We start from the raw sequence: 25,301 nt of genomic DNA on the forward strand, positions 1-25,301 counted from the left end.
GGAAACATCCGATGTTGAAACAAAACGATCGAGCGACGGCACGCTTCGATTTCAAGTCCGCCGCTCCTGGAATTCGCCTGCAAGAACGACAGTCCGAAACCCGCAAACCGCGAGGGAAATTATGGCAACGACCGCAAAATTCGACATTCTCGGTGCAAACGCATCTAACCCAAACTGGGATGGCTCGCCGCTGACGCTGGCCTACCGTGAAAGCGCGGCGATGCCGCAGACGACCAACGGATCGATGATCTTCGCCTATCAGAACACCGCCTCCCTCAACAATGCCGGCAAGCTGGCGCTGACCTCGGGCAGTTCGACACCGTCGTTCCTGACAGCTCCGGCGTTGCTTTCCCAGCCGAACATCCTCGTCAACAACTGGCAGGCCAACAATCTCTCCGTCACCAATGTCAGCGTCGCGACCGCGACGCCGATCTGGATCGAGGCCTTCGGTCCTGGACTGCCCGGCCAGAAGCCGGTCGCCCTTGCCATCAACACCGCACTGACGCTCAAGCCGGGCGGCATCGCCCAGGGAACGTCGACGCCGAACTGGATGCAGCTGACCCTCGGGACGAATACAGGCCAGTTGATTATCGTCGCCGTTGTCGGCGGTCCGCAGGATGCGTCAGGCAACAACGCCTACGCCGTCGCGCTGAACTCGCCGTCCGGCAACACCGGCCCGGGCACCGGCACGGCGGCGCCACAAGGCTATTACGCGACGACGGGCGGCAACAACTACTCCTTCGAATTCAACTGGGGTTCCTCGGTTGTCTACGTGGCGAACATGTCGCCTTCGACGGCTTCCTCGCTGACGGCGGAACTGCTGTCTCTGTGATCGAAGCGCGGGAGCCGGAAGCGCCAGCCGCCGGCTCCCGCGACAACGCCGGTGCAAAGAGGACATCCTGACATGCACGACTTTATCGCAGCGGGCACCGTCAACGCGACCTGGAACGGCATGCCGCAGACACTGGCGGTCCGTGGCAGCGTGACCATGCCGCAGACGCCCAACGGCTCCCTCATCGTCGGCTACTTCAACCAGTCACAGCAGAACAACGAGGGCAGGCTTACCTTCACCTCTGGCAGCAGCGCACCAACGAACGTTCGGGTCCCGGCCCTGGCGCGGATGATCAGCGTGCTGACGGCGAACTGGCAGGCCAACAACCTGACACTCACCAACACCAGCCTCAATGCCGCGACCCCCATCTTCGTACAGGCCTTCGGCCCCGGCATTCCCGGCATGCAGCCAGGCCAGCTCGTGAGCGGCACACCTGTCCAGCTGGCGATGCGCCAGGCGGTGCAAGGGATAACGACACCGAACTGGATGCAGCTTGAATTCAGCTCAAGCACCAGCAATCAGCAGGTGGTCGCGGTGGTCGGTGGACCGCCTGACCAGTCGGGCAACAATGCCTATGTGATTGCGCTCAACGCCCCGAGCGGCGACACCGGACCGCCGACCGGGAACACTCCGCCGGACGGATTTTACGCCACGGCGGCCGGCAACAGATACACGATGTCCTTCAGTTGGGGGGCGGCGATAGTCTACGTGGTCAATCTCTCGCCGCAGACCGCAACGCCGGTGACGACCCTGCTGCAATCCCTGTAGACCTCCGCACCGGTCCGCCTTTCCGCCATCTTGGCTGCTCTCAGAAACGGAAGCCATGCCACCTTCGGACTTCAACATTTTGGGTCAATCCCTGGCGACGGACAATTGGGATGGCTCCCCGGTGGAGCTTGCCGTGCGCGACAGCGTGGCGATGCCGCAGACCCCCAACGGGTCGATGATCCTGGCTTTCCAGAATGCTTCCGAGATGAACAATGCCGGCAAGCTGGCGCTGACCAGCGGCAGCACCCAGCCGCAATTCCTGCTGGCGCCGGGGCTGGCCTTGCAGCCCACCATCCTGATCAACAATTGGCAGGCCAACAATCTGAACATCACCAATGTCAGCGTGAACACCAACACGCCAATCTGGATCGCGGCCTATGGGCCGGGCATGGGCGGCGCGGCGCCAACGCCTTTGCCGACCACCGGCGACGCCGTCCCGGTCGCTGTCGACACCACGCTGAAAGCGGTCACGCTGCCGCAGTACATGCAGCTGGGCTTCCAGGCGAATTCGGCCGGTCTTTGCCTGTTCGCTTTCATCGGCGGCCCGCAGGACACCAAAGGCAACAATGCCTATGCGATCGCGCTAAATTCGCAGTACGGCGATACCGGGCCCGGCCACCCGACACCGGCCCCGGCCGGTTACTACGCGACGGCCGGCGGCAACAGCTACAGTTTCGAGTTCAACTGGGGAACCTCGGTGCTGTTCGTGGCCTATTTTGGCAGCGGCTCCGTCCTGAGCGGCGTCCCCAAGGTGGTGACTGCCGCCCCCACGGTGACATTGCAGACGCTGTGATCCTCGCGGTCATGGTCCGCCGCCGATCGGCACCTAAACTGATTAAAAATAGAGCAATTTTGAAATGAACTGATTGTTGGTCGTATAAGCAAGTTCTTAAGTGCGCCATCACAGTTTTGTTGGAAGTAAATTTTAGATTTTATGGCTTTGCAAGCTAGACAGATTTCCGGATCGGGCGCACTATGCTTTCGGATCGAAGTCTACAGCCAGTATGAGGGAGGCCCCATGTCGCTTGGTGGATCGATGGCGCGTGCGCGATTTCTCTTGGGCTTTTTCGGCAGCAGCCTGGTACCAATCGCGGTGCTGCCCGCGGCGGCCGAGATCCTCAATCCACCTGTGCTGCAAGATGACCGCGCGCCGATCGCCAAGCCTGCCCTGACGGAGCTCGCACCTGCTGCGCCACTGCCCGGGAACACGCTGCCGGTGCGTGGCGACCGCCTGCTCAATCTCAAGATCGAGTATATCGACAACCAGATCTACAACCCGTCCACGGGCGGCTACGACAAGGTCCATTTGCGCGGCTACACCGGCAAGGGCGTCGATCCCAAGGCTCCTTATGTCTCGCCGACGATCGAGGCCGTTCCGGGCGACACGGTGCGCGTCACCCTCGACAATCAGTTGCCGGCAGGGCCGCAGCCCGGCGACCCCGGCTGCATGCCCGGCGGCCAGATGCCCGACATCCCCCACTGCTTCAACGGCACCAATCTGCATACTCACGGGCTGTGGGTAAGCCCGTCGGGCAACAGCGACAACGTGCTGCTGTCGATCAACCCGCAGACGCAGTTCACCTACGAATACAACATCCCATCGGACCATCCTTCCGGCACGTTCTGGTATCACACCCATCGCCACGGCTCGACGGCGCTGCAGGTGTCGAGCGGCATGGCCGGTGCGCTGATCATCCGCGGCAACCGCTTCCCGACCCCGACAACCCATGGCGACATCGATACGCTGATCCCGACCTCGGCGATCCCCGAGCGGGTGCTGGTGATGCAGCAGATCCAGTATGCCTGCCGCGCGCCGGCGGCGAAACCTGGAGAGCTCGGCCCGATCAAGCAGGACATCAACGGCCACTATTTCTGTGATCCCGGCGATGTCGGCGGCATCGAGGGCTATGACCAGTTCGGGCCGGGCACCTGGCCGGCATCGGGGCGCTATACCTCGCTCAATGGCAAGGTGTTCAATCCCAACGACGCCCTGAAGGCAACGCAGGGCCAGATCGAGCGCTGGCGCATGGTCCATGCCGGCGTGCGCGATACGATCAGCCTGCAATTCTTCAAGGTGCTTGACGGTAGGCTCAAGCCCGGGGTGAAAACGCTGCTCAATGCCGACACGAACGCAGCGTTCATCAAGGATACGTGCAGCACCACGCCGGTGCCCTATACGCTGGTCGCGGCCGACGGGCTGACGATGGCGGCGGCGCAGCCGACCAAGCTTGCAACCTTCCAGCCCGGCTATCGCTTTGACGCGCTGGTCGTCTTTCCAGAAGCCGGACGCTATTGCGTGATCGACTCCTCGGCGCCCAAATCGGGCGTGGTCAACGGGTTCGATGTCGGACCGCAACTGCTCGCACTGGTCGACGTCGCGCCGGGAACGCCGGTCGACAATGTGGAAACCTATGTCAACCGCAAGCTGGTTGCCCTGGCCGAGGCCAACATGCCGGCGAACGTCAAAGCGACGGTGGTGGCCGATCTCAAGGCCGGAATGAAATTCACCAGCTTCACGCCGCATCCCGACGTCACCGACGACGAGGTGAAGGGCAACGGCACGCAGGAGCTGACCTTCTTCATCGACACGACGGGGCCGAACACCAAGTTCGAGGTCGGCAACACGCTCAACACGGCCGACGTCAAGCCCTACGACCCGACCCGCATCGACCGCTCGCTGCCGCTGGGCAAGGCGCAGGAATGGACGCTGCAGTCACACTTCGTCAGCCATCCGTTCCACATCCACGTCAATCCGTTCCAGATCGTCTCGATCATCGATCCCAACGGCAAGGACGTCAGCGCGCCGGGCGCGATAGACGATGCCGGCGGTGAGCCCTACGATCCGCAGTATGCCGGGCTAAAGGGTGTGTGGAAGGATACGCTGTGGATCAAGAGCCTGATCCCGCAATCCCTGCCGGCCGGCTTCTCGGGCATCTACACGATCAAGGTCCGCACCCGTTACGAGCGCTACATCGGCGAGTACGTGCTGCACTGCCACATCCTCGATCATGAGGACCAGGGCATGATGCAGAACGTTGCCGTGGTGCTGCCTGATCAGGTGGGCGACATCACCCAGAGCGGCGCGATGCAGATGCAGATGGATGGCCACGATGGCCACAAATAAGGCGCAGCCAATGCCCGCCGCGCCGTTCACCTGGAGCGATGTGGAGGCGATCCTCGCCACGGCCGGCGGCACCGGGGGACCCGGCAGCCTGACGGGACTGACGCTGCCGGATTTCATGGCACTGCAGCTGCACGGGATGCCGCTGATCGCGCCGCTCTCGACCTCCTGTTGCGGCACCAGCGACGCCGAGGGGCGCGGCGCGCGCTCGGCGCTGATCCGAGGCTTGCGCGGACTGCCGCCGTTCGACGGCAAGCAGTTCCCCCGCCTGCCCTGGGGCGGCAAGCCGGTCTCCAATGACGACATAGACCGGATCGAGACGTGGATCGAAGAGGGCTGCCCCGGCGCGTTGATCGGTTCGATCGCACTCGCCAGCGAGGTGAGCGTGGCGACCGAGGCGCGCGTCGAGGTCAAGGGGATTGCCGGCCCCGTCTTCAGCGCGGCGTCCGATCCGGCGGCATGGCGCTACGCCAAGGGCGAGTTGCGGCAGCGCATGGACGTCGATGTGCTGGACGACGCGCAAAAGGAGCGGCTGCGCTATGCCTTTCGTGAACTCTACAAGCTCAACAAATGGGTCGGCGACAAGCGCAGCTACAACAATCTGGCCTTGATCCACCAGAACCATTGTCAGCATGGCTGGGAACGTTTCCTGCCGTGGCATCGCGTGTATCTCTATGAATTCGAACAGGCTTTGCAGGATTTCTGCCCCGACGTGACCATGCCGTGGTGGGATTTCCCGGCTGAGCGCTACAAGCCTGAGGATCCGGCCAACGGCGCAATCCTCCCCGATGCGTTCAAGGGTTTCCTCACGGAGGCCTCGGTGCGCTTCCTGCGCGATCACGGTTTCCCGGCCAAGATCGGCACCCTGGTGGGCAAGCTGTGGGCCAATCCGACGCAGGCCTATGACGCGGTCAGCGGCGCCTGCGGCAAGGACTATGTGGAAGGGGAAAACCGCAAACGGCTGATCGACGCGCTGCTCGAGGCCAATTCGCTATGGTATCCGCTGCGCTATTCCAGCCAGTTCGGCAAAGGCACGATCAACACCGTCATCCACTACCATTATCCGGCACAGGAGGACATCGACGAGATCCTCAGCCTGCGCACCTTCCGCGACTTCGGCGGTGGCAGCCTCTATGTCGACAGCTTCGGCTTCCTGGACCAGAATCCGCACAACACCATGCACATCTGGACCGGGGGCATGAACCCGGCGTTCAAGACCAGCGCGCCCGCCGATCGCAACAGCGCGGTGCGCGTTGCCGGGCGCAAGTTCCACCAGCGCGACGACCTCTACTCCGAGCCGCAGTTCGGCGACATGTTCTCGAACCTGACCGCGTCCTACGACCCGATCTTCTGGCCGGTGCACGCCAATATCGACCGGCTCTGGTGGCGCTGGCAGCAGGACCATCCCGACGGCCTGCCCGCCGATCTCGATTCCGCGCTGACGCCGTGGAGCTACGCGGTGCGCGATACGCTCGATATGAACCGCTTCGGCTATGAATATGTTCGTGGCGGATGCCTCGTGCCGGTCGGGCTGACCAGTCCGGTCGGACGCTTCGTCTCGGCGCCGATCGCGGTGCCCGAAGCGACCAAGACCTTCCGTTCGGCGGAAGTGCGGCTGCACCGCGTGCCGCAATTGCCGCGCTCCTGCTTCATCCGCGTGTTCCTCAACACACCGGATGCCGACGCCAGCACGCCGCTCAACCTGCCGGGTTATGCCGGTTACGCGGCGATCTTCGGCCACGGCGAATGTTTTGGCGGGCCCGGGCATTGCGAAATTCCACCAGCGGAGAACCGCAAGTTCGATCTGCGCGAGCGCAGCATGAACACGCCGCGCAACCACCGCATCGATGTGACGCGCGCCGCACGCCGGCTGATCGCGGCCGGCGCCACCAGCCTGACAGTAAGCCTGGTCGTGATCGGCGCCTCCTATGAGGAGGACCGCGAGTTGTTGCGACTCGACGGGGTCTCGCTCAACTTTCTCGATTGAAAACATAAGACACGGCCGGCGCAGGCACCGAGGGGAAATCAAATGGCCGACCCAACAGTCTATCGCATCCACCCGGCCGTCGGCATCGCGCGGCTCGGCGACAGCCCCGAGGGTTTCTGCATCTCGCCGGAAAAGCCGGCGCAGTTGCCGATCGAATGCGACGCCAACGGCAATGCCGCGAAAGGCGATGCGCCGATCAAACACTTCAAGGACAGCAAGGGCCGCATCAAGCGCCAGGCCGCGCGTTTCCAGATCTTCGCCTATGACGCGGCCAACCCGCAGGGCAGTCCGCTGAAGATCGGCGACCATGTCGAGGGTGGCGGCAACCGCGGCAAGCTGGTCGATATCCAATGGCGCGTTCAGCTCGCCAACAAGAAGGCGGCATGGTTCACCTTCGACGGGCTGCGCGGCGAGGCCGGCTATGCCGCCGACGCGCCGCTGCGCAACGCCGGCATCACCGATCCAGTCGAACGGCAGAATCTGATCATCGACGCCGGCCCGCAAGCCGTCGACTGCACCGCGCGGCGCAAGGCGAGCTTCGGGCGGGACACCAACCCCGCCTATGCCGTCACCTTCCCGCCGACCGGGATGGTGCCAAACGACATCGACACGCTTGGCGAAATGATGACCGACGACAGCGGGCGGCTGCTGCTGCTTGGCGGACACGGCAACAGCGGCTCGTTCCTCAGCGGGTTTGGCCATCCGCGCATCGAGACCTACGCCAACAGCGACGGCTGGTTCGACGACATCTCGGACGGGCCGGTGATGGCGCGGCTGGTGATGATGGAGGAGCGCGTCCAGGCGCTGCGCTACATCGATGTCGAGTATCCCGCCTGGGTGCTGGTCGGGTATCCGCGCTATGCGCCGGAAGTGCTCGACATGATCACGCTGGAGGACGTGGTCGAGGACATGTCTATCCGGGAATTTGCCTATCGCACCGACATGTACGGCACCGCGGGAACGTTTGACGCGCCGCAGAAGATCGATCCGACCGACACGGCGGCCTTGCTGCACTGGCAGGCAGGACCGGTTGAGTGGAACCCGGCCTATCGCCCCTGGTTCTGGCGCGACATCTGGCCGATCATTTTCCGCGCCGACGAATTCTCCTATTTCACCAACATCCTCCAGCAATCGAACTTCCCGCACAACCAGTCGAGCCGGGGCACGTTCGATCCCTATCGCCTGTGCATCCCGCCACGCATCGCACCGCGTGCGCTGGCGCAAAAGGAAGGCCGCGCGAAGGACGACCATGTCGGCGGACGGCTGCTCGAGGCAGCGGTGGAACCGAGCCTGATGCTACTCGATGCAACGCAGGCGCCGGGCGCGGCTAGAGATGCCGTGGTTGGCGATGCCGCCGCCACGCTGAGGGCGGCAGYGGCGACTTTCACAGCGGCGGTCTGCCCGCCCGACGATGGTGAGACGCCGCGCAGCTATGCCGCGCGCTGGCAAAAAACCTTCGCCGACAACGACACCGTGGCCGAGCCGGCCTATGCAGAGGCGCGCAGCGCCTTCGATGCTGAGATCACCGGCGTGATCGAGCGCATCGCCGCGGCCGCCGCGCCGCCGCGCAAACGGATGCTGACGCTCGCCCGGGCCTCGTCGCGGCAGGAGCCCGGCGAACCAGACCGAACCACCGATCCGGACGAGCCGATCGAGGCTGCGCTCCGCCGGTTGGCGTTCGAATACCGTTCCGGCCAGTTGCTCGAGCGCGCGCTCGCTGCCGCGGCCAAGGATGCCACGACCGATCCCGGCCGTTCCGCGCGGCAGTATCTGTTCGACCTGCTGCGCAAGCCAGGCGAGGAGAACCTGTTCCGGCTCGACGCCAATCCGGCGACGCGGACCTATCATCTGCCGCTGATGCCGCTGCTTGCCGGCGACAATCCGATCACCAACAAGACGGTGAGCAAGTTCCTGCGGCTGACCGACACGCAACTGTTCCTGCTGCGGCAATGGGCGGCGGGCATCTTCATTGACGAGGTGGATGCAGGCTTCGCCCCCGCGATCGATCCCTGGCAGCCCTACAAGGACTGGAACGTGCCGGGCGGACGCGGTCTCGACCAGGGTGTGCTGTCGAACGGACTAGGCGGCGCCTTCTGCCCAGGCGGTGAGGTCACGTGGATCATCCGCAACCCGGCGATCTGGCGCGAGCCCTACCGGATCAAAGCAGACCCGGAATGGTACAGCTTTGCGCTGACCGCGGCGCAGGAGAACGCCAACCGATGGGGAGCGGGCGTCAGCGAGGAAGGCTATATCGCCTATGCCTCCGACCCGCTGTCGCAAGGCAGCGACCTCGATGTGGGATTGCAGCCCGGCGACCTGACCAAGCTCAGCGGGCTGCCATGGCAGGCCGATTTCAACGAATGCTCCACCCAGACGATCGACGTCACCTACGAGGAATGGAACGTCCTTTATCCCGACAGTGTCGGCAACACGCTGATGGAGCGCGAGCGGCGCGTGTGGGAGACCTTATGGTGGCCGGCGCATCGGCCGATGCAGGCCTATTATCCCGTCGGCAAGGACTTCCAGTTCCGCAACTGGGCGCGCGGCATTCCGCAGACGCTTGCCGGCGACCTCAAGATGGTGACCGAATGGTCCAAGCTCGGCTTCATCGTCCGCAATCCTGCGGGTGGGCTCGATCAGCCCTCGCCCGGAATCAAATACATCTGCGTCGAAGATTCGGGAGAATGACCGTGACCAATCCGTTTGTCGGCAACTGGGCCTATCGCAGCTTCAACAACGACCCCGATCTCAGCAAGGCGGCGAACGACCTTTTGTTCGGCGAAGGCACGCTGGCCATTGCGGAGGTTTCCGTGACCGAACTTTCGGGAACGATCGGCGGGCCGGGATGGTCGCTCGATCTGCGCGGCAGCTTCGGTTACGGTTCGCCGATGCAGGTCCGCTTCCAGGGCAAGGGCGTGGTCGGCGGCGAGCAGTGGATCTACGACTATATCGGCTGGCTTGTACCGGTTTGGCCCGACAGCACCGACCGGCTGGAAGTGCCCGCGATCGTCGGCTCGGTGGTGCGCACGATCCCACATTCGGGCGATGGCGGCAGCACGAACCCGGCAGGGGTTGTGGCGTCCTTCTATGCCGTGCGAGCAGGCTGACTTCGTCGTCATCGGCGGCGGGCCGGCGGGTGCCGCGGCAGCGCTGATGCTGCGCCGCCACGCGCCCGGACGGCGCGTGGTGCTGTTCGAAGCGGGGCGGCACGAGCTGATAAAACCGGGTGAGATGTTGGCGGCGGTAGCACAGGGGCTGCTGCGCCAGCTCGGCGTTTGGACGCCGTTCCTTGCCGCGGCTTTCGTGGAGAACCGCGCGGTCGTTTCGGCATGGGCCGGCGAGGCGCTCGACGAGCGTCACAGCATATTCTCCGCCCACGGCGCCGGCTGGCAACTCGACCGGGCACGGTTCGATCGGCTTCTGGTGCAGGCGGCAGCGGCGGCAGGCGCGCAAGTGCGACTTGGGTGCGACGTGCGTTCGGCGGCGCGTGAGGGCCAGGGCTGGCGGCTCAAGCTCGCCGATGGGGACATTATCGCCGGCGCCGTGATCTGGGCGACCGGCCGCAGCTGGAGGCTGGCGCGATCCTTCGGCGCGAAGCTTCGGGTGCATGGTCACCTCGCCGCATACGCCCGCTTCTTCGATCACGCGCCGGGCGATTGCCGCATGGTCATCGAGGCGCGCCCGGAGGGCTGGTGGTATAGCGCCGACTTGCCCGGCGGACGCCGGGTGGTGGCGTGCCTGACCGATCCTGACCTGGGCAGCGGCCTGCGCGACCCGGAATCCTGGTACCGCGCACTGGCGGCAACACGGCTGATCGCACCGCTGCTGCCTCCTGGCGCGCGTGAAACCGCAATGCTGGTGAAATCGGCGGGAACGGCCACCGTCGATCCGGCCGCGGGTGAGCGCTGGGTGGCGGCGGGCGACTGCCTGTTCGCCGCCGATCCGCTGTCGTCGCGCGGGATCGTGCATGCGCTGCGCTCGGGGATCCTTGCCGCCTATGCCGCGTCGGATATGGTCGACGGACGCGACGACCTCGCACGCACGCGCTACGCGATGATCGCCTCGCAGGGCTTTGCCGACTACGCCTCGGCGCTCGGCGTGCATTATGCCGCCGCCGCGCGGTGGGACACTGCCTTCTGGCAGCGGCGTCGGCCTCAACCCGAAGAGCGCGCGGCAGATTTGTATCACAATACGTAGCACATTTACGGAACTGCCCTCGCCTACACCATTGACGTCGGGCTCGGCTGCCTGAAGATGTCGATACTGCCCGCCCGAACAAAACAAGCGTCAGGCCGCCACGTTAGACGAGGGATTTCAGCAGTGCCCGATCGGCGATTTCCATGCCGAAACCGGGCATGCCGTCGTGTGGCTGCATATCGATCGCCAGGGATTGAACGGAATGAACAAAATCGATCTTGAAGGACAGGTCGCCGTCGTTACCGGCGGAGCGCAAGGGCTGGGCCTGGCCTTTGCCAGGCGGATGGTCGCATCCGGCGCAAGGGTGAGCCTGTGGGACATGAACAAGGCAGGGCTGGAGGTGGCCGTTGCCGGCCTCGGGGACGCAGCCAAGGGCGTCCTGGTCGACATCACCGATGCCGAGGCGGTGCTTGCGGCGCACGCCCGCACCGAAAACGAGAGCGGGGCCGTCTCGATCCTGGTCAATTCGGCGGGGATAGCCGGGCCAAATCACACGCTCGAAGAGTACCCGCTCGATGCCTGGCGGCGCGTCATCGATATCAATCTCAACGGAACCTTTCATGTCAACCGCGCTGTCGTGCCTGCCATGAAGGCGCGCAACTACGGCCGCATTGTCAACATCGCCTCGATCGCAGGCAAGGAAGGCAACCCCAACGCTTCGGCCTACTCGGCGTCCAAGGCAGGCGTCATCGGGCTGACCAAGTCACTGGGCAAGGAGCTTGCTGGCTATGACATAGCGGTCAACTGCATCACGCCGGCTGCGGCGCGCACGCCGATCTTCGACCAGTTGAAACAGGAACATATCGACTACATGCTGGCCAAGATCCCGCGCGCGCGGTTCCTCGAAGTCGACGAGGCGGCAAACATGGTCGCCTGGCTGGTCTCGAAGGAGAACAGCTTCACCACCGCGTCGGTATTCGATCTCTCCGGCGGCCGCGCCACCTACTGATCCCAAACCACGAGAATTCGCGCGCGGCCCTTCGTTTCTCTAGCGCTTGATCTCATCAAGACGATCGACCGCCCTGACGTTTTCGGCCGAAGGCCCGGTGGGATCGAAGTCGGACGCCAGATACTTGTCGACAATCGCCTTCGCCAGTTCCGGGCCAATCACACGCGCGCCCATCGTGATGATCTGAGCATTGTTGGACTTGGCGGCCCGTTCGGCCGAGTAGGTATCGTGGGTCAGTGCGGCGCGTATGCCCGGCACCTTGTTGGCGGAAATCGAAACACCGATGCCGGTTCCACAAAACAGCAAACCGCGGTCGAATTCACCTTCAAGCACCTTTCGAGCAACCGTCTGCGCTATGTCGGCGTAAAAGCCCGGCTGACTGAAATCCGTTAGCGTTATGCCGGTCTTTCCGGCCAGATGCGCCGCAATCACATCCAGAAGCGGCTTTCCCGCACTGTCGGCGCCGATAGCGATCTTCATGGGCTCACTTCCTTTCAGATTCTGAGTTGTGCCGCGGATGCGCCGTCTGGCGCCTGGGTCCTGGGCGTCAGCGGGTGCATTCCATCCGCGGCCAACGGTTGGCATTCATAGTTTCGCCCGCAGCTTGACATTTGTCGAGCGCTAATCGACTATTGTAAAAATCGACGCCAAGAACAGAGATCATTCGTGTCGATCAGCTCGCGCCAAGGAGGGGGTGTCGAGTGCCCTTGGGAGGAGAGCCGACGTGGAATTTTTGCTCGAGGTGGAAGGGCTGAAGAAGTCCTTTGGTGGCGTCGCAGCCTTGCGCGAGGGCCGCTTTCAACTTCGCGCCGGCACGGTTCACGCGCTCTGCGGCGGCAATGGCGCCGGCAAGTCGACCTTCCTCAAGATACTGATGGGTATCTTCAAGCGCGATGCCGGCTCAATCCGCCGTCGCGGCAAGGATGTGGAGTTCGCAAGCCCGGCCGACGCATTGGCCTCGGGCATCGCTATTATCGAACAGGAACTCAGCCCTGTCCCTCACATGACGGTTGCCGAGAACATCTACCTCGGTCGCGAGCCTTCCGCGCGGTTCGGAGGCATCGATTTCCGCGCGATGAACAGGTCGGCGCAAAAGCTGCTGGACGATCTCGAATTCGATATTCGAGCCACACAATACATGATGAACCTCTCGGTCGCGCAGATGCAACTCGTCGAGATCGCCAAGGCGCTCAGCCACGACGCCGAGGTCATCTTCATGGATGAGCCGACATCGGCGATCGGCGAGCGGGAGGCGCAGCACCTCTTTGCCGCGATCCGCCGCCTGCAGGCCCAGGGCCGCGGTATCGTCTACGTTTCTCACCGGCTGTCGGAGATCTTCCAGATCGCCGATTCCTACACGGTCTTCCGTGACGGCGCCTATGTCGGCAGCGGGGCGCTTGCAGACATCGATCGGCACAACCTGATCCGCATGATCGTCGGCCGCGAACTGTCCGAGGAATACATCAAGACCAACACGCCCACCTTGGAAACCGTTCTCGAGGTTACCGCGCTCACGTGCCCGAAAAAGATCGAGGATATCTCTTTCACCGCACGAAAGGGTGAGATCTTCGGCATTTACGGCCTGATGGGGGCCGGACGGACCGAGATCTTCAACTGCCTCTTCGGGCTCGACAAGCCTTCGGCAGGAAGCATCAAGCTCGACGGTGCCGAGGTCACTATTTCCAAGTCGTCCGATGCCATGGCGCACGGGCTGGCGCTGGTCACCGAAGACCGCAAGCTGACCGGCCTCAATCTCTCCGATTCCGTGCGCGCCAACATCTGCATGGCGAGCCTGCCGGAAATGAGCCCCGCCTTCAGCATGGATCGGCCGCGGGAGGCGCAAGCAAGCCGCGACATGCGGGAAAAATTCCAGATCAAGGCGGCGCGCGACACGATGCCGGTTTCCGGCCTTTCAGGCGGCAACCAGCAGAAGGTGGTGCTGGCAAAATGGTTCCTTCGCAACCCGAAGGTCCTGCTTTTGGACGAACCGACCCGCGGCGTCGATGTCGGGGCCAAGCGTGAGATCTATCGGATCATCAGTGACTTCGCCGCCGCCGGCGGCACGGTCGTGATGATCTCGTCGGAAATCGACGAAGTTCTCGGCATGTCGGACCGCATCATGGTGATGCGCGCCGGCAAGAGCGCCGGGATCTACAGACGGGAGGAAACGGATGCCCAATCACTCGTCCACCTATCAACCTGAGCAGGGACAGGGTGTTCGTCCGGTGGCAGAGGAGTCAATGATGTCGGTTGGAAACAACGAGAACGCAAAAAGCTGGCTCGGTTCGGAGCAGCGCCGGCTGCTGATTCAGGAATACGGCATCTTCTTTGCCTTCCTGATCCTGGTTGCGGTTCTGTCGATCTCCAACGAGTTCTTTTTGACAGCCGGCAACATCTCGAACGTGCTGCTGCAGACGTCGATCAATGGTGTCCTCGCCATCGGCATGACCTTCGTCATCCTGACCCGCGGCATCGACCTCTCGGTCGGCTCCGTGGTCGCGCTTGCCGGTCTCATTAGCGCCAGTTTCGTGACCACGTCCGCGACCGCCGGGATTTCCGGTTCACCCTATCCAGTCGTCTTCGGCCTCGGCATCGGTCTTTTGGTCGGCGTTGCCTGCGGCGCCGTATCTGGTGCGATCGTGTCGCGCTTTTCGGTGCCGGCCTTCGTGGCAACGCTGGGCATGCTGTCGGCCGCACGCGGACTGACCCTCATCTATGGCGGAGGCCGGCCTGTTCCCGCGCTGACGCCGGCGTTTCGCTGGATTGGCACAGGCGACATCCTTGGCATACCGGCCCCGGTCGTCATTCTGGCTGTCGTGTTTGCCGTCTCCTGGTGGATCCTCAACCGGACCCGTTTCGGCCGCTACATCTATGCAGTCGGCGGCAATCCCCACGCTGCCAGGACCTCTGGCATCAACATTACCCGCATACAGTTCGTCGTCTATGTCGTCTCCGGCGGTCTTGCCGGCCTCGCCGGAATGCTGCTCAGCGCCCGCACCGGCTCCGCACTGCCCCAGGCCGGTATTGCCTATGAGCTGGACGCGATCGCCGCGGTGGTGATCGGGGGAACCAGTCTTTCAGGAGGGGTGGGCCGGGTGACAGGCACGCTGATTGGCGCGCTGATCATCGGCGTCATGAACAACGGCCTCGATCTGATGGGTATCCAATCCTACTACCAGCAAGTTCTCAAGGGCGCCCTGATCGTTGGCGCCGTGATGCTTGATCAGAAGAGAAACTACGGGGCTTAGAGCATCGGACCCAAAGCCCCTCCGGGATCGGACCTGCACACCGCGTGTCCGTTGATAGGCGAACCATGTCGGTCGCTCACTTAAAGTGGAGGTACGAAATGAAAACATTGATGATAGCGCTCGCGTCCGCGACCGCGCTGCTGGCCTCGTCGGCCATGGCGCAGGAGAAGATCAAGATCGGCGCAGCACCTTACGGGTTGAATGCGGAGTTCATGCAAATTTGGGCAGCAGCGCTTCAGGAGCACCCTGCCGTCAAGAGCGGTGAAGTCGAACTGACGGTTTTCGACGGCCGCTATGATGCCCTGGTGCAGCAGGACCAGTTCAAGACAATGGTCACGCAGAAGTACAATGCGATCATCTTCGCACCGATTGACGTCGATGCAGGCGCGGCCGCCGTGCAGTCGGCCGCCGATGCCGGCATCCCGGTTGTCGGCTCCAACACCCGCGTCAATTCCGATCTCCTGGCCTCCTATGTCGGGTCCGACGACACGATCTCGGGCTACATGGAAGCCAAGACCGTGCTCGACAAGATTGGCTGCAAGGGCAACGTCGTCATTCTCGAGGGGCCGGTCGGTCAGTCGGCGCAGATTTCTCGCCTCGAAGGCAACAAGAAGGCGCTTGCCGAGTGCCCGGATGTCAAGATCCTCGAAGATCAGACGGCGAACTGGTCGCGCGCTGAAGCCCAGACGCTGATGGAAAACTGGCTCACCGCCCACCCCAAGCAGATCAATGGCGTGATTGGCCAAAACGACGAAATGGCCCTCGGCGCCATCGAGGCGATCAAGGCCGCCGGCCTTGATACGAAGAGCTTTGCCATTGCCGGCATCGACGGCATCACCGACGCGCTCCACGCCGTCAAGAACGGCGAGATGACGTCGATCCTTCAGGACGCACGTGCCCAGGCACAAGGGGCGCTCGATCTCGCCATCTTCAATGCCAAGAAGGGTGACTACAAACCCCAGTCCGACATTTGGGCAACCTACAAGGACATGCCGTGGAAGGACGGCAAGGAGAAGATCTACAATGTGCCGTGGACGCCGGTGACGGCGGAAAACGTCGACAAGCTTCTTGCGACACGCAAGTAATTCAGCCGTGGGGTGTGCCCTCTTGCACACCCCACTTTCCAACAGGCCGGGAAGAGAACCATGACTGATTCAATACAGGTCGATCTCAATTTTTCACTTGGCGGCAAAGTCGCCCTGATCACCGGCGGCGCCTCCGGCATCGGCAGCGCCATTGCATCGGCATTTGCCTCGAAGGGTGCCGCAGTCGGAGTGATCGACATCAATGAATCGGTTGCGAGATCGAAGGCCGATGAACTCGGCAACGGTGCCAAGTTCTTCGTCTGCGATGTGTCCGATCCGAAATCCGTGGAGGCCGTGTTTGCTGCGGCGGAAGCGGCTTTCGGCCATATCGACATCGTCGTCAACAGCGCCGGCGTCGCCATCCTTGCTCCGGCCGAGGAGCTCAGCCTCGATGCCTGGGACAAGACCATCGCCATCAATCTCAAGGGAACGTTCCTCGTCTCCCAGGCCGCCGGACGCGTCCTGATCAAAGCCGGCAACGGCGGCAAGATCATCAACATGGCTTCGCAGGCCGGCACCGTCGCGATCGACCAGCACGTCGCCTACTGTGCCTCGAAATTCGGTGTCATCGGCCTGTCCAAGACGCTTGCCGCCGAATGGGGCAAGCATGGCATTACGGTCAATACGATTTCGCCGACAGTGGTGCTGACCGACCTTGGCCGAAAGGCGTGGGACGGGCCCCGCGGCGAGGCGCTGAAGCAGCGCATCCCGACCGGCCGCTTTGCCTTCCCGGAGGAAATAGCCGCCGCAGCGGTGTTCCTGGCATCGAACGCCGCCGACATGATCAACGGCGCCGACCTTCTGGTCGACGGCGGCTACACCATAATCTGAGCGGCGCAGGATTGGAGCAACAATGCAGCGGTTTATCAACAATCCCGACGAGGTCGTCGAGGATACGGTCAAGGGCTTCGTCAAGGCGCATGCCGATATCATCAGGCTTGGCGGCAATCCCCGTGTCATCGTCGCCCGTCATGCGCCGGTCTGCGGCAAGGTCGGCGTGATCACCGGGGGTGGCTCCGGCCACGAGCCTGCCTTCATCGGCTATACGGGACGCAACATGCTGGATGCGGTTGCGGTCGGCGAGCTGTTTTCGTCACCGACGGCAAAGAGCTTCCTCGACGCCGCGCGGGAGGCAGATGGCGGCAAGGGTGTCGTCTGCCTCTATGGCAACTACGCCGGCGACAACATGAATGTGAAGATGGCCATCAAACTCGCGGCCAAGGAAGGCATCGACATCGCAACCGTCGTTGCCAACGACGATGTGTGCTCGGCAGGGCCGGATGAGCGCGACAAGCGCCGAGGCGTTGCCGGCGAGATCTTCATGTGGAAATGCGCCGGCGCCAGGGCCGCGGAAGGCGCTGGTCTCGCGGAGGTGCGGGCGACGGCGCAAACGGCGATCGACAACTGCCGCTCGATTGGCGTTGGTCTTGGCCCTTGCACGCTGCCCGCCGTGGGTCACCCCAACTTCTCGATCGAACCGGGCACGATGGAAGTTGGCATCGGTCATCACGGTGAACCGGGTGTCCGGGTCGAACCGCTGAAGCCCGCCGCCGAGATAGCGCGGGAGATGGTCAAGATCGTCCTCGATGATCATGACCTTGCAGCCGGAACGGAAGTTGCGGTGCTGGTGTCCGGCCTCGGCGCAACCCCGGTCAACGAACTCTACATCCTCAACGACACGATCGAACAGGAGATCACCGGACGCGGGCTGAGCATCCACAAGACCTATATCGGCAACTATTTCACGTCGCTGGAAATGGTCGGCGCCACACTCACGGTCATGGCGCTCGACGCCGAACTGAAAAGGCTGCTGGATGTCGATGTCGATTGTCCCGCAAGGTTCTAGGAGACAGGCGAATGCAACATTTTGAAAACGCTTCCGCTGGCGACATCGTTCTTTCGGTGGCGGACCGTATCATCGAAAACCGGGCCTATCTGAGCGAGATCGACGGCAAGATCGGTGACGGCGACCACGGCGTCAACATGGCCAAGGGCTTCGGCATGGCCGCGGAGAGGATCAGGGGCAACGACATGTCGCTGGCCACCGCCTTCGATACGCTGGGCACCGTGCTGATGACCGAGATCGGTGGTTCCATGGGTCCGCTCTATGGCGTCATGTTCACGCAATTCGCCGAGACGATCGAACACTCATCGTCAATCGATGCGAAGACTTTCAGCACCATGCTCACCAATGGTCTCGACGGCATCCAGGCCATCGGGTCGGCCAAGGTTGGCGACAAGACGCTTCTCGACACGCTCGTCCCGGCCATCGACGCCTTCGACAGCGCCAACGCCGACGGGAAGCCATTTCCGGACGCGCTGGATGCCCTGGTTGCCGCAGCCGAAAAAGGCCGCGACGGCACGAAGGACCTTGTGGCCAAGATCGGCCGCGCCAGCCGCCTGGGTGAGCGCTCGCTCGGCGTCCTCGACGCCGGCGCCACATCCTGCGCGTTGATCCTGAAAGCCCTGGCGCTAGGCGCCAAGCAGAAACTGCAGCTGTCCGCGACAGCGGTGCGTTGAATTTTGAAGAATGCTCCTCCCGAGCAATGGCTCCCGGCTGATCTTCCAGCCGGGAGCGGAGCAAGATTGAGAGTTCGCCCGTTTGCGCCCATCTTGGCGACCGATTATGGATTCGGGGAAACCAGGCAGCATGACCGTCAAGGCATCATCGGCGCGGAAGAACGGGACGGTGCGGACGGGGGCCGAGGCCGGCACCGAACCCATCCCGCTGCGCTACGGTGACGACCCCTACGTCTGGGCCTGCTGGCTCTACTACGAAGATCGCATGACGCAAGGCGATATCGCCGACATCATGGGCATTTCGCGGGCGACGGTGAACAGCTATTTGGCCGATGCCCGCGCCCGCGGGATCGTCAACATTTCGCTCGAGCCGTCACGGCTGAGTTCGCTCTCGATCGCGCAGGAACTCAAGCGTCACTTCGGGTTGCATGACTGCCTGGTCGTGCCAAGCGACGACAATGCGCGTCCACTGATCGATCGTCTTGGCGGGGCTGCGGCGCAGGCGCTTGCCAAGCTTTTGAAATCCGGTGACACGCTTGCCGTTGCCTGGGGACGAACTGTGTTGGCAATCGGGGAGCAGGCCTCCGTGCCTGGCCTCCAGGACGTCACCGTCGTTCAGGCGACCGGAGGCACTCGTGCGAGTTTTGCCTATACGCCGGAACTGTGCGCGGCCGCCATTGCCGGCGCTGTGGATGGGAAGCTGATCAACATCACCGCGCCAGCGGTCGTTTCGACGGCCGAGGTTCGCGACATGCTGTTGCGCGAGACGCTGATCGAAAGCCAGTTCGAGGCGCTTGCCAAAGCCAACAAGGCGCTTTTCGGCATCTCTTCCCTGCGCCCGAATTCAACGATCCACACCAGCGGCTTCTTCGAATCGGTCCCCCTTCAACAATACCTCGCCAAGGATGCCGTGGGTGTCGTCGCCGGCCGCTTCATCGACGGACAGGGCAATCCGGTGGCCGGCCCGCTCGACGACCGTACGATCGGAATATCGCTCGACAGGCTGAAGGCCATCGGCCTGCGCATTGCGGTCGCCGGCGGTTTCGACAAGGTGCCGGCAATCCTTGCCGCGCTGCGGGGCGGCTACGTCAACGTGCTCATCACCGACGCCGCCACCGGCCGTGGCATCCTCAATGCCGACGGCGTGACGGAGCTCGACCAGAAGCTCTCGCAGCGCCCAAGGCTCGACAACGCCGTGGCTTTGCCCAGCAACTTCCGCACCCATATCAAGAAGTTCCTCAACGACCCCAACGATGTCGTGGAGGAGATGCTTGACGGCGTGGTGAGGGCCCACGCCGCCTATATTGAGCCGATCAAGGGTTCGCATCGTGCTCTCGTTGCCCGCACGGGGCCGAGGCCCGGGAAAGTCGGGCTGGTGATCGGCGGCGGCACGGGGCACGAGCCCTGCTTTCTCGGCTATGTCGGCAAGGGGCTCGCCGATGCCGTGGCCGTCGGCAACATCTTTTCGTCGCCGCCTCCCGGCACGATCTTCCAGTGCGCCAATGCCGCATCGGGCGGGCAAGGCGTGCTGTTCGTCTACGGCAACTATGCCGGCGACGTGATGAACTTCGAAATGGCGGCCGAGATCGCGGCGGAAAACAACATCGAGGTCCGCACGGTGGTGACGACCGACGACATCGCCTCGTCGCCGATCGAGGACAGGGAGGGCCGCCGCGGCGTTGCCGGGAACTTCTTCATGTTCAAGATCGCTGGCGCTGCCTGCGACCGCGGCTTGTCGCTCGACGCCTGCGAGGCCGTGACGCGCAAGGCCAACGCACAGACTTTCACCATGGGCGTTGCGCTGGAGCCCTGCTCCATGCCGCAGACCCGTCGCCACAATTTCGAAATCGGCCCCGACGACATCGAGATCGGCATGGGCATCCATGGCGAGCCCGGCGTCATCCGCGAAAGGATGATGAGCGCCGACGCGATCACGGACCGGATCATGGACCGCATCTTTTCGGAGATGAGGCCGGCCGCGGGCGACCGTGTCGCGGTGCTGATCAATTCATTCGGCGCCACGCCGCTGATGGAGCTTTACATCCTGTTCAGGCGCGTCGCGCAGCGATTGAGCGCCAAGGACATCACCATAGAGGCGAACTGGGTGGGGCATTATTGCACATCGCTCGACATGGTCGGTGCGTCGATAACGGTCTTGCACCTCGACAACGAGTTGACGGACCTGTTGCATCATCCTTGCGATACGGCCGTCCTGCGGGTCGGCTGAGATACGAGTATGCGCCGATCGACGATGGGTCGCATCCTGCTTGAACTGGGAGGAACACGATGTCGGACAATGCGGCGCGACGCCTGAGCAGGATGTTTTATCGCATCTCCATTGCGATCGAGGCGGGGAAGGACCACCTCTCGGATCTGGATGGCGCCATCGGCGATGCCGACCATGGCATCACCATGTCGCTCGGCTTCATGGCGGTGAACGCCGAGTTGGCCAAGCTCGACCTCGACCACATGCCCGCGTCGGACGTTTTCACCTCTGCCGCATCGGCCTTTCTCGATGCGGTCGGCGCCTCCACGGGGCCGCTCTATGCGACGGCGTTCCGAAGAGCAGCACAGGCCCTCAAGCAAGATGAACGCCTCTCGACTGCCGACCAGGCGGCGATCGTCGAGGCCATGACGACCGGCATCAAGGAGCGCGGCAAAGGGCAGCGCGGCGACAAGACGATGCTGGATGCCTGGATCCCAGCAACGGAAGCAGCCGTCGGTGCACGTGCCCGCGCTGCCGGAAGCCGGGAAATGTGGAGCAGCATCCTGGAGGCCGCGGAAGCCGGCGCAAATTCGACACGATCCATGGTCGCTGCCCGCGGAAGGGCGGCGCGGCTGGGAGAGCGATCCCTTGGGCACATGGACCCGGGAGCGGCCTCGGCCGTCATTATCCTGCGCGCGATGAAAGACAGCTTTGGTGAAGACAGCGCGAAGTAATCGCGATTGTGCCGCCCGGCTTTGCCACGACAACCCATGACTGGGTTGGAGTTATTCCAGGAAGGTGTGAAACGGTTTTCCCGGGAAAAGCGCGCGGCGCTTTCCCTGAGGGAATTGCTCTAGAACGAGATACCGTCGTGTTTGGCGGGAGACGCTCCGTCGGGCTTCTTCTGAACCGCTCGATCGGCATCGGTCGCTTCATCGACGCGGCGGAAAATCATGACGAGCAGGCAGGCGAAATACCCCACCTGCAGCACGACGGCGCTGATGACTGTCCACGCCAACGAGACCCAAAACGAGCCCGTGACGCTGTAGATCCAGCCAAAGATGACGGCCAACGCCGCCGTTGCTCCCACCAGAAACTGTGGAAAATACATTCGCCCTCGAAAGATTCCGGGAAGAATCAACCCGGTTGTCTTTCGCCCCATCGCATGATTTCTACCCCGCACGAACAGTTCCAGTTTTTGGACATCAATGCAAGCATGAACTAATATGCCTTGGCGGCTCGCTATGTTGGATTTTTGTCTGTCCAAATTGCAAACGAAACCCACGCGGCGCAAAGCGTTGCTGCAACGCCCGCGTCGTCACCCCGAGGGGACCGAGCGCCGGCAAACTGGAGAGTCTGGTGAGCGCATATTTGCCGGCGCTCGGTAATCGCAGCACCGGGGGGTCGTTTGGGGTGTTTTGGGCTGCGACCTCTATACGTTAGCACAAGCTAATATAGAGGTATACGGCCATTTTTCTGGCTATCTAAACTCGAGGTTCAGTTAAGCTGATTCAGAATTCCAGTGCTGGTCGCCAGCACCAAACTTTTGTAGATCAGGAACGCTATCGTACAGATCGCGGCTATCGAGATCGGCACTCCGAATGGCACCACGCCCTTGCGGTCCAAATGCTGGATAATGAGCCGAAAAGCGCCCTCAGGCAGCATGAAGGGTCTTTTCACAATCGCCGCGGTGGCGAGGGAGAGAACCAGGAGCAGCACTGAAAACACAATGAAATCGCGTCCACCGATCAGGAAAGGCACGACAGCCATTAACTTGACGTCACCGGCGCCGATCTTGCGTAGCACCCAGAACGGGAGCAGCGCGACGAACAACACAAGCCCGGCCATGGCGCTCAGCCCCATCTCAAACCACGATCCGGATTGGAGCGACAGCAGCAGCAGGCTCCCCGCCCCCAGGCAGAGCAGCAGCAGCACGTCGCGGTTGGCGATCTTCTGGGTGGTGAAGTCGATCCAGGCAATCCTTGCCAGCAGCGGGATCGCGAGTGCTTTCAGCAGCAGCGATTCGACCAGCAGCATGCTAGCGCTCGATATTCTGCACGCTGGATGACAGCAGCTTCAGATTGTTGGCGACAGTCGGATCTTTGGGCGCCAGTTCGTAGGCCTTGAGGAAATTGCTGCGTGCATTCTGCAGCTTGCCGCGCAGCAGGTAGGAATAGCCGACATTGTTGTAATATTCCGCCGTCGGGCCAACCAGCTTGAGGGCTCGGGCATAGGCCCGGTCGGCGAGATCGAAGCGGTGGATCCGGTCGCTGCAGGCAGCCAACCCCATCCACGCGTTGCCGTCATTGGGGGACAGTTGCGTCGCCTTGAAGAACAAGGCGCCAGCATTGCCATAGTTTTCCGCGCGGAACTGGTTCTTGGCTTCGGCCACGGCCTGGTCCGAGGCGTGATATTCGACATCGGCGACCGTCTTCAGCCCGTCGAAAGCATCGCCGAAAGACGTCACATCACCCTTCGACGGCTCGTTGGTGCGGACCACACCGTCGGTGGGGTCCGTCTGGCAACCGGCAAGGACGACCGTCAACAGGCAGGCTGCGACAGCGATAACCCGTTTCATACAGTTCCCCTCGAGCGTCCCCCGACTCACATTAGGACCAAAGCATACACGTAACTAGAAGAAAAGGCCCTTCATCCGGATGATGACCGGCAGCATGATGACCATCAGCACGACCGGAAAGATGCACAGCCCCAACGGAATCATCATTTTCACGGGCAGTGAGTTGGCTTTTTCCTCCGCGGTCAGAATCCTCTGGCCTCGCATCTCTTCGCTGTAGACGCGCAGCGCGTCCGTCAGGCTGGTGCCCAGTTCTTCCGATTGCCGGAACAGTACGGCTAGAGACCTTGCTTCTTCAAGCCCAATGCGGTCCGCGAGTTCACGCAGCGCCTCGCGCAAGGGCTTTCCCGCCCGCAGTTGGAGATTCATGATCGCAAGCTGGATGCCCAACCATTTATGGGTGCCAGCCAACTCCGAGCCAACTCGCTCGACTGCTGCCTCCAGGCTCATGCCGGCGTCGGCGCAGGTGATCATCATGTCCATGAAATCCGGGAACCCACGGCGGTAGGTTTCCTTCTGGGCATTCTCGAAGCGATCGAGCAGAATGGCCGGAATCACTATGCACGCCAATCCTAGCAGGGCTGAGCCGGCAAGGCCTACGAACCCGGGCAGATGCGGTGGCAACACGCGTGGCAGAAGTGCGTAGGCAACCAAGAATCCGAAACAGACCACGCCGAGTCGCGACAGCGTATAGATCAATGGGGCACTCGCTTGGTAGAAGCCGGCGCGGAAGAGCTTTGCTTCAAGCGCACTCGGCTCCTGGCGCTCCTTCTCCATCGTTCGAAAGTATGCGTCGACCGGCCGTTGCGCCGCGATCTTGACCAACTGTTCCTGACCCGCGAGCGAGCGAGGATCAACCGCACCTTCGCCCATGAGGCTTTTCGCAATGAGCTTTCGCGTCTGCAGGGCCGGCAAGAAGACAAGCGCGCCAAACAGGAAAAGCGCCACCGCGGCCACGAAAACAGCGACGGAGACCAGAAAGCTCAGGTCGTTGGTGTTGGAAAACAGGTTGATCGCACGCTCCTCAAAAATCGAAGTTGACCATTCTATACATGATGTAGTCGCCCAACAGAGCCCATGCGCCGAAGCCCACAAACACGGGCAAAATCATCGGGTCGTGCCATATCTTGCCATAATAGGACGGGGCAAGGACCTGAAGGATCAAGAACATCACGATTGGAAACAGCGAGATGATCCAGGCCGAGACCCGCCCCTCGGACGAAAGCGCTCTGATCTTCATTCGCAACTTCTGGCGCTCACGCAGAACCGAGGACAGATTGGCCAGGATTTCGGTAAGATTGCCGCCGGTCTTGGACTGAATGGATAGCGATATCGAAAGCAGGTGAAGGCCCTCGAACCCGACCCGCTGAGACAGTTTTCGCACGGCCTGCTCAATGCTCAGACCAAAGGTGATCTCGTCGGAAACGATGCCGAATTCCGTTCCCAGGGGATCAGGCATCTCGCGCGCCACAAGGCCAATGGCCACCGAGGCCGGATGTCCGGCGCGCAGCGAGCGCACGATCATGTCGAGAGCATTCGGCAGTTGCGTCGCGAACTTCAAGATTCGTTTTCTGCGCGCGCGGCGAAGCATGAATAGGGGCAACGCAAACCCGACAATCATGAATACAATGAATGCCACTATTGCCGACATGTGGAAGACGAACGACAGCAGCAGCGCCAATGCAAACCCGGCACAGATGAATATACCGGCGAATGTCAGTGGGTTTCCCGTGATGCCGGATTGCGTATAGAGCCTGTTCAGTGCGACCAGCCCAAAAAGAAAGTCCCCCGATTCCGACAGCCCCCGCTCGCG

At 62.5% G+C, this 25,301-nt stretch carries 23 protein-coding genes; 17 read left to right on the top strand and 6 right to left on the bottom strand.

Translation table 11 applies throughout. The features are described from left to right. The first annotated feature begins 121 nt into the window (after positions 1-121). The 9 genes from AC1D0I_RS24605 (at position 122) to AC1D0I_RS24645 (ending at position 11,854) form a co-directional block, all read left to right on the top strand. Positions 122-832, top strand: coding sequence for a hypothetical protein (locus tag AC1D0I_RS24605; RefSeq protein ID WP_477398358.1), 711 nt, complete (start codon positions 122-124; stop codon positions 830-832). A gap of 72 nt (positions 833-904) precedes the next feature. After that, positions 905-1,600, top strand: coding sequence for a hypothetical protein (locus AC1D0I_RS24610; RefSeq protein WP_477225510.1), 696 nt, complete (start codon positions 905-907; stop codon positions 1,598-1,600). Positions 1,601-1,655: 55 nt separating this feature from the next. Continuing rightward, positions 1,656-2,393: a hypothetical protein gene (locus AC1D0I_RS24615; RefSeq protein ID WP_477398360.1), complete on the top strand. Its 738-nt coding sequence runs from the start codon at positions 1,656-1,658 to the stop codon at positions 2,391-2,393. 225 nt (positions 2,394-2,618) lie between these two features. Then, complete coding sequence (locus tag AC1D0I_RS24620) at positions 2,619-4,724, top strand: multicopper oxidase family protein (RefSeq protein WP_477398362.1); 2,106 nt, start codon at positions 2,619-2,621, stop codon at positions 4,722-4,724. Continuing rightward, positions 4,711-6,708 carry a tyrosinase family protein gene (locus tag AC1D0I_RS24625; protein ID WP_477398364.1) on the top strand — a complete coding sequence of 666 codons (1,998 nt, stop codon included), beginning with the start codon at positions 4,711-4,713 and terminating at the stop codon, positions 6,706-6,708. The genes AC1D0I_RS24620 and AC1D0I_RS24625 overlap by 14 nt, the downstream gene beginning before the upstream one ends. A 42-nt stretch (positions 6,709-6,750) precedes the next feature. After that, the gene (locus AC1D0I_RS24630) at positions 6,751-9,396 is read left to right on the top strand and encodes a LodA/GoxA family CTQ-dependent oxidase (protein ID WP_477398366.1); all 2,646 of its coding nucleotides are present in this window, start codon (positions 6,751-6,753) and stop codon (positions 9,394-9,396) included. Beyond that, positions 9,393-9,815 (top strand): hypothetical protein, encoded by a 423-nt coding sequence (locus tag AC1D0I_RS24635; RefSeq protein ID WP_477398368.1) that lies wholly within the window; start codon positions 9,393-9,395, stop codon positions 9,813-9,815. The genes AC1D0I_RS24630 and AC1D0I_RS24635 overlap by 4 nt, the downstream gene beginning before the upstream one ends. Then, the gene (locus AC1D0I_RS24640) at positions 9,781-10,905 is read left to right on the top strand and encodes an NAD(P)/FAD-dependent oxidoreductase (protein WP_477398370.1); all 1,125 of its coding nucleotides are present in this window, start codon (positions 9,781-9,783) and stop codon (positions 10,903-10,905) included. Before AC1D0I_RS24635 ends, AC1D0I_RS24640 begins: the two co-directional genes overlap by 35 nt. A gap of 202 nt (positions 10,906-11,107) precedes the next feature. Beyond that, the gene (locus tag AC1D0I_RS24645) at positions 11,108-11,854 is read left to right on the top strand and encodes an SDR family NAD(P)-dependent oxidoreductase (protein WP_477398372.1); all 747 of its coding nucleotides are present in this window, start codon (positions 11,108-11,110) and stop codon (positions 11,852-11,854) included. A 39-nt stretch (positions 11,855-11,893) separates the two neighbouring features. On the opposite strand, the gene derI is transcribed toward AC1D0I_RS24645, so the two are convergent. After that, positions 11,894-12,334, bottom strand: a complete 441-nt coding sequence (gene derI, locus AC1D0I_RS24650) for a D-erythrulose-4-phosphate isomerase (protein ID WP_477398392.1) — start codon at positions 12,332-12,334, stop codon at positions 11,894-11,896. 244 nt (positions 12,335-12,578) lie between these two features. Between derI and AC1D0I_RS24655 the strand changes: the two genes are divergently transcribed. The 8 genes from AC1D0I_RS24655 to dhaL (AC1D0I_RS24690) all read left to right on the top strand — a co-directional run bounded on the left by AC1D0I_RS24655 (position 12,579) and on the right by dhaL (AC1D0I_RS24690) (position 21,647). After that, positions 12,579-14,057, top strand: coding sequence for a sugar ABC transporter ATP-binding protein (locus AC1D0I_RS24655; RefSeq protein ID WP_477398374.1), 1,479 nt, complete (start codon positions 12,579-12,581; stop codon positions 14,055-14,057). Positions 14,058-14,097: 40 nt separating this feature from the next. Continuing rightward, positions 14,098-15,102: an ABC transporter permease gene (locus AC1D0I_RS24660; protein WP_477303208.1), complete on the top strand. Its 1,005-nt coding sequence runs from the start codon at positions 14,098-14,100 to the stop codon at positions 15,100-15,102. 98 nt (positions 15,103-15,200) lie between these two features. Further along, a complete protein-coding gene (locus AC1D0I_RS24665; protein WP_457154235.1) occupies positions 15,201-16,187 on the top strand; it encodes a substrate-binding domain-containing protein in 987 nt (328 codons plus the stop codon). Positions 16,188-16,247: 60 nt separating this feature from the next. After that, positions 16,248-17,018 carry an SDR family oxidoreductase gene (locus AC1D0I_RS24670; protein ID WP_477398376.1) on the top strand — a complete coding sequence of 257 codons (771 nt, stop codon included), beginning with the start codon at positions 16,248-16,250 and terminating at the stop codon, positions 17,016-17,018. A gap of 22 nt (positions 17,019-17,040) precedes the next feature. Next, on the top strand, positions 17,041-18,033 hold the full coding sequence (locus AC1D0I_RS24675) for a dihydroxyacetone kinase subunit DhaK (protein ID WP_477398378.1): 993 nt from the start codon (positions 17,041-17,043) through the stop codon (positions 18,031-18,033). Between the two features lie 11 nt (positions 18,034-18,044). Continuing rightward, complete coding sequence (dhaL, locus tag AC1D0I_RS24680) at positions 18,045-18,707, top strand: dihydroxyacetone kinase subunit DhaL (protein ID WP_477303203.1); 663 nt, start codon at positions 18,045-18,047, stop codon at positions 18,705-18,707. Positions 18,708-18,837: 130 nt separating this feature from the next. Further along, entirely contained in the window at positions 18,838-20,934 is a 2,097-nt protein-coding gene (locus AC1D0I_RS24685) for a bifunctional sugar-binding transcriptional regulator/dihydroxyacetone kinase subunit DhaK (RefSeq protein ID WP_477398380.1), read from the top strand. Between the two features lie 59 nt (positions 20,935-20,993). Then, positions 20,994-21,647 carry a dihydroxyacetone kinase subunit DhaL gene (gene dhaL / locus AC1D0I_RS24690; RefSeq protein WP_477398382.1) on the top strand — a complete coding sequence of 218 codons (654 nt, stop codon included), beginning with the start codon at positions 20,994-20,996 and terminating at the stop codon, positions 21,645-21,647. Positions 21,648-21,766: 119 nt separating this feature from the next. Here dhaL (AC1D0I_RS24690) and AC1D0I_RS24695 read toward each other — a convergent pair whose 3' ends face one another. The 5 genes from AC1D0I_RS24695 to AC1D0I_RS24715 form a co-directional block, all read right to left on the bottom strand. Then, complete coding sequence (locus AC1D0I_RS24695) at positions 21,767-22,075, bottom strand: exopolysaccharide production repressor protein (RefSeq protein WP_477398384.1); 309 nt, start codon at positions 22,073-22,075, stop codon at positions 21,767-21,769. Positions 22,076-22,410: 335 nt separating this feature from the next. Beyond that, positions 22,411-22,950, bottom strand: a complete 540-nt coding sequence (locus AC1D0I_RS24700; protein ID WP_477398386.1) for a prepilin peptidase — start codon at positions 22,948-22,950, stop codon at positions 22,411-22,413. Position 22,951: 1 nt separating this feature from the next. Next, positions 22,952-23,491, bottom strand: a complete 540-nt coding sequence (locus tag AC1D0I_RS24705; protein WP_477398388.1) for a tetratricopeptide repeat protein — start codon at positions 23,489-23,491, stop codon at positions 22,952-22,954. A 54-nt stretch (positions 23,492-23,545) separates the two neighbouring features. Then, entirely contained in the window at positions 23,546-24,496 is a 951-nt protein-coding gene (locus AC1D0I_RS24710; RefSeq protein ID WP_477398394.1) for a type II secretion system F family protein, read from the bottom strand. Positions 24,497-24,512: 16 nt separating this feature from the next. After that, a partial coding sequence (locus AC1D0I_RS24715; RefSeq protein WP_477398390.1) for a type II secretion system F family protein occupies positions 24,513-25,301 on the bottom strand: 789 nt, incomplete at its 5' end.

The organism is Mesorhizobium sp. P2_D1 (assembly GCF_056404455.1).